Consider the following 11,284-nt stretch of genomic DNA (forward strand, 5'->3'; position numbering starts at 1 on the left):
CTGTCCGCGACTTCCCCGAGGGTCGCAGGCGGAGTGGAGACGAGGATGTCGCCGGGTTTCGCACCTTTGGATTTTGGCCGGATAATCACCACCGATGACTTCGAAGAAAGCGTCGACGTCTTGGACCGCCTCAGTGAAGTCAGTGGTGGTGGTCACTCCTGATTGAGAAACGGTGGTGTGGAAGGTTCGGACGCTGCTGGCTCACTTTGGCCAGTTGGACCTCACCGCGGCCGAAGGAGAAATTCTCCTTCGGGACCGGCACCAGTGCGAGGAACACGTCAGCGGCGCTGATGCCCAAGGCGCCGACCGTGTTGTTCCGGATGACCTGACCGACCACTCGCTTGTCGGGCAACGGTCGTTCCGCTCAGGGTCGGGCAGCCGGTGTATCCGGCGGCCCCGCCTCCGTAGATCGTGACCGGGTCGACGTCGTTGAACCCGGTTCCCTCGCGCAATCTGTCGTCGATGTCGGGGGTTCCGTTGTCTCGTGATGGTTCGGGAACGGGTTGATCAGCTCGGGATGGACCCCGGTAGCGGCACGTTCTGCAGCCGCACCTGTCCGCGTGCCAGCACCTTGGACGTTGCATCGTCGGTGATGACGACCTGCCACAACTGCTGGGTGCGCCCCTGCTGAAGGGCCTCGGCCTCAACCGAGGCGCGTCCACCCCTGGAGGGGCGGAGGAAGTCGGTGGCGTTGTGCACGCCGACGGCGAACTGACCGCGCTCCGCGACAGCCTGGCTGGCGGCGACACCACCTGCGGATTCGACAATGGTGGTGTAAAGACCGCCGTGGACCACTCCCCAGGGATTGAGGTGGTCCTCGCCGAGGTCGACATGGCCGGTCAACCGGGCTTCCGAGATCTCGTCGATCACGAATCCCGATGCAGCGACGAAGCGGCTCGCCGCCCCCGATGAGACATCAGACACGCTGGCGGGTCTGGCAGTCATGTCAGGCCTCCTCGATCTTGGCTTCTGATTATGAAGTTAGAGTGGGATGGAGGTGCTGTCAAACGTACATTTCGAGAACGAGGCGGGTAGCGCATGCACTGGCTGGAGATCGAGACTGACAACTGCTCAATCCAGCGCGCGCTGTCCGTGATCGGGGAAAAGTGGACGATTCTCATTCTGCGGGAGGCGTTTAACGGTGTCCGGCGCTTCGACCAGATCCGCGGTCACATCGGAATGTCGGACTCGCTGCTGGCTGACCGGCTGCGCAAGTTGGTTGCGGCCGGGGTGCTTGATGCGGTGCCTTACCAAGACCCCGGACGCCGGCGCAGGAACGAGTACCGATTGACGGAAAAGGGGCTCGACCTCTATCCGGTGATGATTGCGCTGATGCGGTGGGGGGACCGCTACTATGCGGACCCCGAGGGCCCGGCGCTGATCGTCGCGCACGCCGGTTGCGATGAACCTGTCGAGGCGGTCGTGGAATGCGAGCGTGGGCACCGTCTCGCCTCCGCCGCCGAGGGGCGTGCCGATCCAGGCCCTGGCGCCCGCGCGCGAACGCCTGCGGGTGCCGGAACCGCAGATGGGCACAGCCCGTGACGGCAATTCCTCGTTGGTCATCCTCCCCGATCGCGAAGATTCGTGCCGGACGTTGCCGGTCATCTCGCGCATCGTTCGCATCGTGAACTCCGCCGATTCAGCCGCACGACTTCCCGCCGGAGCCGGCGCGCGCCTCTACTTCTAGGTCGCTACGACTTCCGTTCCCTTTGGGGCCCCGCGAGTTGCTTCGGTGCGAGCTGATCCTCGCCACCGTCGTGCGGCACGTGAATAGCCGGAGCCGCGACCTGATGAGCGCGCGGCGTGGCACTAGACGAGATGGTCTAGTCTGTAGCCTCAGCCCTTCCTACGGATCGAGGAGATCCCATGAGCAGTGAATCGAACCATCCCGACGGCACCGTCCGGACCGAGGTCCGAGGCAACGTTCTTGTCGTCACCTTGTCTCGCCCGGAGAAGCTCAATGCGCTCAATGCGAACCTGTTCGATGGGATCTCGGCTGCGTACGCGCGGTACGAGGCCGACCCGGATCTGCGATGTGCGCTGCTGTGTGGCGAGGGTTCCTCGTTCTCGGTGGGGGCGGACCTGACGGTCCTCCCGGCGATGGTCGAGGCGGCCGACGAGGCGCCTGACCCCGATCGGTTCGATCCGTTCGGCCTGGAGGGCCGACGATTGAGCAAGCCTGTCGTCGCCGCGGTCCACGGCATGTGCCTGGCTGGTGGCCTGGAGATCGCCTTGGCAGCAGACATCATCATCGCGGCCGAAGGCACCAAGCTCGGACAGCCCGAACCCGTGCGCGGGCTCTTCGCCTTCGGCGGAGCGGTGATCCGTTGGCAGCAGCGCGTCGGCTGGGGCAACGCCCAGCGCTACCTGCTCACCGGTGACCTGCTCGGCGTGGACGAGGGTCACCGCATCGGCCTGGTCCAGGAGGTCGTGCCCAAGGACCAGCTCTTCGACACCGCCTTCGGAATCGCCCAGCGCATCGCCGAGGCAGCGCCCCTTGGTGTGCAGTACGGGCTCGAGGTGAGTCGGGCCGCGGCGGACCAGGGATTTGAGGTCGCGGTGCAGGTCCTGGCGGCGCGCCGTGGGGAGATCGTGCGAACGAAGGATGTCGCCGAAGGGCTGCGGTCATTCATCGAGCGCCGCCCGGGTCGCTACGTCGGTCGCTGAAGCGGACACAGGAGGTGAACCGTTTGACCATGTCGTCTAGACGATCTAGTCTAACGTCATCAATCGCGCCGAGCCTCCTCGGCCAGAAGGAGAGAACATGAGCCCCGAGACTGCTCCCGGCGAGGTCACCCTGCGCACCGAAGGCCACATCGCCGTCATCACCGTCGCGAACGAAGCAAAGAAGAACAGTTACTCGCCGGACATGATGCGCCAGCTGGCGGGGCACCTCACGACGTTCGACGAGGACAACGACCTGTGGGTCGCCGTCTTCAACTCCGCCGGGGACCACACGACGGCAGGGCTGGACATGCCGAAGTTCTTCGGGCCTGATGCTGATGCTGACATCGATCCCGCACTGGTCGATCCCTTCGCGATGGGTCGCCGGACCACGAAGCCCGTCGTCGCGGCCGTCCAGGGCATCACCTTTACGATCGGCATCGAGATGATGCTGGCGGCCGACATCGTCGTCGCGGCCGACTCGGCGGTCTTCCAGCAGCTCGAGGTCGCGCGCGGCATCGCGCCGCTCGGTGGCGCACACTTCCGATACCTCACCCGCACCGGTTGGGGCAATGCGATGTACCACCTGATGCGGGCCGACCGCTTCGACGCAAAGCGCGCCCTGGAGCTGGGCTTCGTGCAGGAGGTCGTCCCGCACGGTCAGCAGCTGGACCGGGCGCTCGAGCTCGCGAACGAGATCGCTGCCAATGCTCCGCTGGGCGTGCGCGCGACCAAGGAGGCTGCGCTGCGGTACATCGAGCATGGCGAGCAGGCCGCGGTCGCGGCCATCGACGATGTCCGGGCGAGCGTGTTCGACAGCGAGGACTTCAAGGAGGGCATCCAGTCCTTCATCGAGCGCCGCCCCGCCAACTTCCAGGGCTACTGAGCAGGTCTCACGGCGTCACCCCGGGCGGTCACGCACCTGCCCGGGGTCACGAACCGGGCCTCATGATGAGGCAGCTGGCGATGGCGCGGGCGGTGGGATCGGTGTGATCTCGGCCCCGGCGGTCGCCGTGCGCCGGCCCATAGAGACGACGCGTCCCTCGCATCGCAGCAGGCCGCTGACGTTGGTCGCGGGGCGCGTGAACTTGATCGTCAGGTCCAGTGAGGTGTTGGCGGCGCCCTGGGCAGGTTGGAGTGAACGGCGCAGCCGAGCGCGGAGTCTGCGAGCGTGGCCAGGATGCCGCCGTGGACCGTGCCGATGAGAATGAAGTGCCATTCCATCGGCTCGAGCTCGAAGACCGAGCGGCCGTCGACGGCCTCGACCAGCGGCATTCCCACTGTCGCGTTGATCGGTGGTGCGGGCGGCTCTTCCTTGACGAGTCGTGCGAAGAAGTCGCGGCCGTTATGCTGCTGGGCAGCCTCCGCCAGCTCCGTCGGGTCAGTCCAGACGTAGGCGCTCGCGGCTCGTCGTGCTCCCCGGATTTCGTGGGTTCTGTCGGTTGAGACGAGGTCGACCCGAGCGACAGGGACTGCGCCGAGTTCGAGGAGACGACGCCGGGGTGGAGCGACGCGGTGCGTCACTCCACCCCGGCGTGGGCCCGTGGCGGCTCGAGCGGTCAGGTGATCCCGTTCAGGTGCGCGACCGCGTGTAGAGCTCGTCGATCTCGTCGCTGAACACCTGGTGGATCGCGCCCCGCTTGACCTTGAGGGTGGGCGTGAGGGTCCCTTCCTCGACCGAGAAACCGCGGGGGAGCAACTGCCAGGATTTCACCTGCTCGGGGCGGGAGAGCTTGGAGTTCGCGTAGTGGACCTCGGCGGCCACGGCCGCCTCGACGACCGGATGGGTGAGGAGCTCCTCGAAGGTGCCCTCCAGACCGCGGGTCTTGGCGAACATCGTCAGTAGGTCCGGATCCGGAACGATCAACGCGACGATGTAGGGACGGGCGTCGCCCACGGCGAGTGCCTGGCCGATGAAAGACCGCCCCACCAGCAGGTTCTCGATCGACTGCGGCGGGACGTTCTTTCCCGTGGCAGTCACGATGATCTCCTTCTTGCGATCAGTGATCCTGAGTCGCCCGGCTTCGTCGATCCGCCCGATGTCGCCCGTGCGCAACCACCCATCCTCCGTGTACAGTTCAGCCGACTTCTCAGGAAGGTGGAGGTAGCCGGGGGTGTTCCCGGGGGATCGGAGGAGGATCTCGCCGTCGTCGGCGATCTTCATCTCTCCGCCCGGCAGGGGGGTCCCGACCGTTCCGAGGGCGGGGACGGTGTCGGGACGCTCGGTGATGACCGGTCCGCTCGTCTCGGTGAGTCCATAGCCCTGGATGACACGGATGCCGATGGATGCGTAGAACTCGATGGTCTCGTCACGCAGTCCGGCGGCGCCGGAGCAGCAGAATGCTCGTTCGAGCCCGAGGAACTCGCGCACCTGACGCAGTGAGCCACTCCGGGCGAGTGAGGCTCGTTGCGCGAGCTCGGCCGAGATGGGCTCCTCGTTGAGCTGCTTCCGCCAGTGCTCCGAGGCGACCTCCCGGTCAGCGGCGATCTCGTCGGCGCGGTCGGCCATGCTCGTGGACATGAAGACCTGCGCGGCGGTCGCGAACTTCTCCCAGATGCGCGGGACGGCCATGAAGAAGCTCGGTCGGAACACCTTCAGCGTGGGCAGGAGTTGTGCGGCGTCCGGGCAGCAGAGCACCTCTCCGCCGGTCCGCAGCGCCAGGTAGATGGACCAGACCCTCTCGGTGATGTGCGCGAGCGGCAGGAAGCACACGGACTTCTGGGGGTAGTCGACGATGCCGGACTGGATCAATGCGTCGACGTCCCACAGGAGGTTGCGGTGCGTGACGATCGTCCCCTTGGGCATTCCCGTCGTGCCTGAGGTGTAGATCAGGGTGGCGGGGTCATCGAGGTCGACCGCGAGCGCACGTCGAGCGATCTCCGATGCCGCTTCGTCCCGGTGCGCGTGGCCCCGTTCGAGCAGCTCACCCCAGCTGGAGGAGGAGGAGGCGGTCGTCGCGTCGGCATCGATGGTGATCACGGCCGGCTCGGACTCGATGAACCAGCGAAGGCCGCTGAAGCGCTCGACGACCGCGTCATCCTCGAGAATCAACAGACTCGGCGAACAGTCACTGAGGATGTGCTGGGCCTGTTCGGTCGACATCGTCACGTAGAGACTCACCGGTACCGCGCCACAGAGGCGAATCGCGTGGTCGGCGATCAGGTGCTCGGGTCGGTTGGAGGCGAGGATGCCGACGCGCTCGCCGGCTTGGACACCGGTCGCGACCAGGCCGGCGGCCACGTCCTGGACCAGCTCGTGGAGTTCGTGCCAGGTGTGACTGCGTCGCGCGCCCCCCTCGAGCCAGCTCAGCGCGGGATCGTTGCCGACCCTCTCGGCGTTGGTTGCCAGCATCGCGGTGAAACCCGTCAGCGCTGCGGTGCTCTCCGCGGTCATGGTGCTCATCGGGCACCGCCAGGTGTGACGCGGTTGCAGATTGATTCGAGCATGAGAATTCCTTCCTGTCGGCGAGGTGTGGTCGCCCTCACACCGGACTAGACTAGTTCGTCTAGGGGGAATCGTCTAGACGGGCTCCCTGATGGCATTAGTGCTGGACATCTGTGATCCCCGTCTCTAGACTGTCTCGTCTAGACGGAAGCGTCCATTCGGAGTTGGGCCGAAACCACAGTGATATATGACAGCGCTCCGTCGGCGAGTTCTTAACCCGTCGTCGCGGCTGATCGATTGGTTGAGCAAAGAGAGAGAGGGAAACATGCACTTCCACCCCATGGGCATCCCGTCACGGTGCGCCGAGTGGCGCCCCTGCGGTGTCGCTGCCGGGAGGTTCGGGTGCTGACCATCAAGAACCTTGACGTCATCTATGGACGCAGCATCTGCGCGCTCGAGGGTGTCGACCTGGAGGCGAGGTCCGGTCGTGTCACCGCGATCCTCGGCACGAACGGTGCCGGCAAGTCAACGCTGATGCGTGCCATCACCGGCGTGCTGGGCGCGAACGGGGGATCGGTCCGGTCCGGCAACATCGTCTTCGAGGGGCAGGACATCACGTCCTCACGTCCCGGCGCCATCGCCGCGGCGGGCATCTCGCTCTCGCCCGAAGGCAGACGAGTCTTCGCCGGCCTCACCGTCGAGGAGAATCTCCGGGTCGGCGGACGCCTGGTCGACCGGAAGAGGCGTGCGGAGAACCACGACCGAGTCGTCAGTCTCTTTCCTGTCCTGGGCGAGCGCCGGAAGCAACCAGCGGTGCTGCTCTCGGGCGGCGAGCAGCAGATGCTGGCCATCGGTCGAGCGCTCATGTCCTCGCCCCAACTCCTGCTCCTGGATGAGCCATCGCTCGGGCTGGCCCCGGTGGTCGTTCAACGGATCGCCAACCTGATCGTCGAGATCAATCGCCAGGGTACGGCGGTCCTGCTGGTCGAGCAGAACTCCAGGATGGCGCTCGCGGTCTCCGATGATGCCGTGGTCCTGGAGACGGGAAAGGTCCAGATGTCGGGGTCCGCAGCGGACCTCGCCTCCGATCCGGCCATCCAGTCGCTCTACCTCGGCGACGCGGCCGCCGACTCCGACGCCTGGGGGGCGACTCATGCGTGAACACCTTCGTCAACCATCGGTCCTTCACGTCGATGGAGTCACCGTCAGGTTCGGTGCGGTCACCGCGCTCAACGACGTGAGCTTCGCCGTGGAGCCTGGCACCATTCACGCGGTCATCGGACCCAACGGCGCGGGGAAGTCGACGCTCTTCAACGTCCTGACCAGCGTCTACCGGGTCAGCGAGGGGAGCGTGCGTTACGCCGATCACGAACTCACCGGGATGCGTCCTCACGCCGTGGCCGGGCTCGGGATCGCGCGGACCTTCCAGAACATCGAGCTGTCCCACACGACCGTGGCGGGGAACTTCCTACTGGGCCGCCATCAGCAGATGCGGCAGGGCACGGTGGCCGCGGCTCTGCGACTCCCGGGTGTGCGGCGAGAAGAGCGTGAACAACGTCGTGCCATCGAGGAGATTGCCGAGTTCGTCGGCCTCCGGGATCGCATGGACGTGCTCGCCAGTGAGCTGCCTTACGGCGACCAGAAGCGCGTCGACCTGGGCCGTGCCCTGGCGGCAGATCCCTCCGTCCTGCTCCTGGACGAGCCCGTAGCAGGGATGACGCGCAGTGAGCGGAGCGACATCTCCGCGCTGATTCGCCGCACGCACGAGGAGTTCGGGCTGACGGTCGTGCTCGTGGAGCACGACATGCCGTTGGTCATGGGGCTCGCGCAGGTGTGCACCGTCCTGGACTTCGGGACGGTCGTCGCGACCGGAGAGCCCCGCGCCATCAGATCGAACCCGGCCGTGATCGAGGCCTACCTCGGCGGAGTCCCCAACACCGCCCCTACCGACAAGGCGACGACGTGAACCAATTCCTCTCCTTCCTCATCAACGGGGTGTCATTGGGCGCCATCTACGGATTGGTCGCCATCGGCATCGTGCTCATCTACAAGGCCAGCCACGTGGTCACGTTCTCGCACGGTGCGCTCGTGCTGCTGGGCGCATTCGTGACAGCTCGGGTCAGTCAGGAGACATCGTTCGGCCTCGCGGTCGTGGCCGCTATCACCGTGACGGCACTCGTGGCGTTGCTGGCCGAACGCCTGGTGATCCGCGGGATGCGGGGGTCACCCGTGATCAACCTCAGCATCGCCACGATCGGCATCGATCTGCTTCTCGTCACCTACTTGACCGGAAGCATCGGGTCCACGGTCTTGAACATCAAGCACCCGTGGGGAGCGTCCAACCTCTCGCTCTGGGGCGTCGGCGTCGGATGGAACCGTGTGCTGGCGTTGGTGGTGGCATTGGCGCTGATCGGTGCACTGCTGGCGTTGTTCAAGTTCTCGACGTGGGGCGTCGCGATGCGTGCCGCCGCGCAGGACGGTGAGATCGCGTCCTTGATGGGCATCAGCCTCTCCAAGGTCAGCGCGCTCACGTGGATGGTGGCCGGTGCCCTGGCTTGCGTGGCCGGGATCTTCCTGGCCGGCGCGCCGACTCCGGGGGTGACGGTCTCGTTGGCCGCCATCGCCTTCCGCGCATTTCCCGCGGCGATCCTGGGCGGACTCGACTCCGTCGGGGGAGCGCTGGTCGGGGGCCTGGTGATCGGCATCCTCGAGGCGCTCGTCGCCGGCTACCAGGACCAACTGGCGTTCCTGGGTCATGGTGCGAGCCAGGTCGTGCCCTACGTCGTGATGTTGGCCGTGCTGCTGATCCGGCCGTCCGGACTCTTCGGAAGCAAGGAGCTGACCCGTGTCTGACACACTCGAGAAGGTCGACGTCGCCAAGGCGGTTCCTCGTCGCCGAGGCATGCATCTTCGCTCGGCCGCCATCGTCGTGGTGGGGATTCTCCTGATCCTCGCACCGCTCAGTCTCTCGTCGTTCTGGTTGCAGATCGGACTCGCGATCGCCGGGGCCGCACTCGGGGCCATTGGCCTGAACCTCCTGGTCGGCTCGACCGGTCAGCTGTCCTTTGCGCATCCGGTCTTCGTCGCCCTCGGTGCTGTGGGCTACGCCTGGCTCGCCGGCTCGGCTGATGACGGGGCAGGGCTGGGTGGACTGGGTCTTCCTCCCGTGCTGGCCGCGATCCTCGCGGTGGTCGCCGCAGGCGTGGTCGGGATCGCGATCAGCCCGCTGGCCTCGCGACTCAAGGGCATCTATCTGGGTGTGGCCACGATCGCGTTGATCTTCGTCGCCCAGCACGTGCTCGACAACTGGCGGTCGGCATCGGGCGGCTACAACGGACGGATCGCACCGGAGCTGTCGATCTTCGGCTTCTCGTTCGCTGACGGCATGTCCGAGCTCACCATCGCTGGAGTGCCCTTCGGTCGTGACGAGAAGCTCTGGTACGTCGGCCTCGTCATCTTGTTCGCCGGGATCCTCGTGGCGCGCAACATGCTCGACAGTCGGCTGGGTCGCTCCATGGCGGCCGTCCGTGACAGCGAGGTGCTGGCCGCCATGAACGGCATCGACGTCCGACGCTGCAAGCGTCACGTCTTCGCGATCTCGGCGATCTACGCGGGCACCGCCGGCGTCATCTACGCGTTGGCGGTCGGCAGCGTGTCCCCGGAGGCGTTCGACCTGCCGATGTCCATCAACTACCTCGCGATGATCGTGATCGGGGGCCTCGGGTCGGTCTGGGGGAGCGTGCTCGGCGCCGCACTGGTGACGGCCCTGCCCCTGCTGCTGCAGCAGCACGCGGCATCCCTTCCCCTCATCACCGCCACCGGTGAGTCCGGTGGCGTCGATGCTGCCGCGGCCGCCAGGTACATCTTCGCGCTGACGATCATCGTCGTCCTGCTCCTCCAGCCCCGGGGGCTGGCCGGGCTGGTCCAGGACCTCGGTCTGCGAATCCGTCGGTTCAGCTCCCGCTGAGCGACGTCAACCCCCCTGTAGGAAAGGCACCACCATGTCCAGAAGCAAGAAGCTCGCCGCGGTGTCCACCGCGGCACTCGTCCTCGCGATGGGAGCCTGTGGCAAGTCCGGAGGCGACACCGAGACGGCCGACGGAGTGAAGCTCGGGCCGGGCGTCAAGGACGGCACGATCACCCTTGGGGTCCTCACCGACCTGTCTGGCGTGTTCGCCCCCTTGGGCAAGGACAGCTCGTCGGGCTACAAGCTGTACTTCGATCAGGTCAATGCCGACGGTGGCGTGTGCGACGCGTACGACGTCAAGCTGAACGTCCAGGACAGCGGCTACGTGGTCCAGAAGACGGTGCAGCAGTACGGGGCCGTTCATGACGACGTCGCCGGACTGATCGGAACGATGGGCTCGCCCGCGAACGTGGCCCTGCTGCCGAAGGTCGAAGCGGATGAGATGACCAACCTGGCGATCTCGTGGGATCGGAAGGTGACGGGCTGGAAGGGCAATCTCATCATGGGAGGGGCCTTCGACGTGGACATCGCCAACGGTGTCGACTACCTCGTCCAGGAGTCGATCATCGGCTCCGGCGACACGGTCGGGCACATCTACTTCCAGGGGGACTACGGTGAGTCGGCGCTGGTGGGCACGGAACTGGCAGCGAAGAAGCACGACCTGAAGGTCGTCAAGGCGCAGATCGACCCGACGGACTCAGACATGTCGGCGCAGGTCACCCGGCTGAAGTCCCAGGACGTCGATGCGATCGTGCTGAGCGCGAGCCCCACGCAGACCGCCTCCGTCATGACGGCGGCGAGCGGCCAAGGGTGGGACGTTCCCGTTCTCTCGAGCATGCCCGGATTCGCGCCGGGTCTCATGGACAGCCCGGCTGCAAATGCCCTGAAGAAGAGCTTCTACCTCGCGAGCCCGCTGGCCACGACGCTGCCGGCCGACTCGGAGATGGGGAAGAAGTTCGCGGAGGCCAACGAGGGCGCGGAGGCCACCAACTCGCTCGCAGGCGGCGTGGCCAGTGCTCAGATCATCCACGCGGTCCTGGAGAAGGCATGCGAGAAGAAGGATCTGAGCCGCAAGGGCATCCTCGACGCGAAGCTCTCGCTCGGCGAGTTCGACACCGACGGGCTCCTTGTCCCGCTGGATCTGTCGAAGGTCGGGGCGTCGCCCACGTTGAAGACGAACATCCAGCGTCCGTCCGACGAGCCCGGCGGTTTGACAGAGGTCGCCACGGCGTTCCAGGGCGAGTCCGCAGTCGAGTGAACTGATGGCG

At 66.1% G+C, this 11,284-nt stretch carries 13 protein-coding genes; 8 read left to right on the plus strand and 5 right to left on the minus strand.

The annotated features are described in order from the left end of the window. Nucleotides 1–139 precede the first annotated feature (139 nt). On the minus strand, nucleotides 140–352 hold the full coding sequence (locus tag O3S82_RS04300) for a hypothetical protein (RefSeq protein ID WP_269305786.1): 213 nt from the start codon (nucleotides 350–352) through the stop codon (nucleotides 140–142). 155 nt (nucleotides 353–507) lie between these two features. Then, entirely contained in the window at nucleotides 508–945 is a 438-nt protein-coding gene (locus O3S82_RS04305; protein ID WP_269305788.1) for a PaaI family thioesterase, read from the minus strand. Nucleotides 946–1,038: 93 nt separating this feature from the next. Between O3S82_RS04305 and O3S82_RS04310 the strand changes: the two genes are divergently transcribed. The 3 genes from O3S82_RS04310 (at nucleotide 1,039) to O3S82_RS04320 (ending at nucleotide 3,550) form a co-directional block, all read left to right on the plus strand. Then, nucleotides 1,039–1,542, plus strand: coding sequence for a winged helix-turn-helix transcriptional regulator (locus tag O3S82_RS04310; RefSeq protein ID WP_269305790.1), 504 nt, complete (start codon nucleotides 1,039–1,041; stop codon nucleotides 1,540–1,542). A gap of 324 nt (nucleotides 1,543–1,866) precedes the next feature. Further along, a complete protein-coding gene (locus O3S82_RS04315) occupies nucleotides 1,867–2,667 on the plus strand; it encodes a crotonase/enoyl-CoA hydratase family protein (RefSeq protein WP_269305791.1) in 801 nt (266 codons plus the stop codon). A 97-nt stretch (nucleotides 2,668–2,764) separates the two neighbouring features. Continuing rightward, nucleotides 2,765–3,550 (plus strand): crotonase/enoyl-CoA hydratase family protein, encoded by a 786-nt coding sequence (locus O3S82_RS04320; protein ID WP_269305793.1) that lies wholly within the window; start codon nucleotides 2,765–2,767, stop codon nucleotides 3,548–3,550. Nucleotides 3,551–3,610: 60 nt separating this feature from the next. Here the strand turns inward: O3S82_RS04320 and O3S82_RS17335 are convergent, their stop codons facing one another. From O3S82_RS17335 to O3S82_RS04330, 3 genes are read right to left on the minus strand one after another with little or no spacing between them, the layout of a single operon-like run. Next, nucleotides 3,611–3,814, minus strand: a complete 204-nt coding sequence (locus tag O3S82_RS17335) for a hotdog domain-containing protein (RefSeq protein WP_442864727.1) — start codon at nucleotides 3,812–3,814, stop codon at nucleotides 3,611–3,613. Then, nucleotides 3,760–4,188 carry a PaaI family thioesterase gene (locus O3S82_RS04325; protein ID WP_269305795.1) on the minus strand — a complete coding sequence of 143 codons (429 nt, stop codon included), beginning with the start codon at nucleotides 4,186–4,188 and terminating at the stop codon, nucleotides 3,760–3,762. Before O3S82_RS04325 ends, O3S82_RS17335 begins: the two co-directional genes overlap by 55 nt. A 49-nt stretch (nucleotides 4,189–4,237) precedes the next feature. Further along, a complete protein-coding gene (locus O3S82_RS04330) occupies nucleotides 4,238–6,067 on the minus strand; it encodes an AMP-dependent synthetase/ligase (protein WP_269305796.1) in 1,830 nt (609 codons plus the stop codon). A 384-nt stretch (nucleotides 6,068–6,451) separates the two neighbouring features. On the opposite strand from O3S82_RS04330, the gene O3S82_RS04335 reads away from it, so the two are divergent. The 5 genes from O3S82_RS04335 to O3S82_RS04355 are packed head-to-tail and all read left to right on the plus strand — an operon-like array spanning nucleotide 6,452 to nucleotide 11,274. Continuing rightward, nucleotides 6,452–7,210 carry an ABC transporter ATP-binding protein gene (locus O3S82_RS04335; protein ID WP_269305797.1) on the plus strand — a complete coding sequence of 253 codons (759 nt, stop codon included), beginning with the start codon at nucleotides 6,452–6,454 and terminating at the stop codon, nucleotides 7,208–7,210. Next, on the plus strand, nucleotides 7,203–8,015 hold the full coding sequence (locus tag O3S82_RS04340) for an ABC transporter ATP-binding protein (protein WP_269305799.1): 813 nt from the start codon (nucleotides 7,203–7,205) through the stop codon (nucleotides 8,013–8,015). The genes O3S82_RS04335 and O3S82_RS04340 overlap by 8 nt, the downstream gene beginning before the upstream one ends. Continuing rightward, nucleotides 8,012–8,902: a branched-chain amino acid ABC transporter permease gene (locus tag O3S82_RS04345; protein ID WP_269305801.1), complete on the plus strand. Its 891-nt coding sequence runs from the start codon at nucleotides 8,012–8,014 to the stop codon at nucleotides 8,900–8,902. Before O3S82_RS04340 ends, O3S82_RS04345 begins: the two co-directional genes overlap by 4 nt. Next, on the plus strand, nucleotides 8,895–10,016 hold the full coding sequence (locus O3S82_RS04350; RefSeq protein ID WP_269305802.1) for a branched-chain amino acid ABC transporter permease: 1,122 nt from the start codon (nucleotides 8,895–8,897) through the stop codon (nucleotides 10,014–10,016). The genes O3S82_RS04345 and O3S82_RS04350 overlap by 8 nt, the downstream gene beginning before the upstream one ends. 34 nt (nucleotides 10,017–10,050) lie before the next feature. Continuing rightward, nucleotides 10,051–11,274 carry an ABC transporter substrate-binding protein gene (locus O3S82_RS04355; RefSeq protein WP_269305804.1) on the plus strand — a complete coding sequence of 408 codons (1,224 nt, stop codon included), beginning with the start codon at nucleotides 10,051–10,053 and terminating at the stop codon, nucleotides 11,272–11,274. The last annotated feature ends 10 nt before the right edge of the window (nucleotides 11,275–11,284 follow it).

Origin of the sequence: Aeromicrobium sp. HA, assembly GCF_027171405.1 — a bacterium.
GTDB lineage: Bacteria > Actinomycetota > Actinomycetes > Propionibacteriales > Nocardioidaceae > Aeromicrobium > Aeromicrobium tamlense.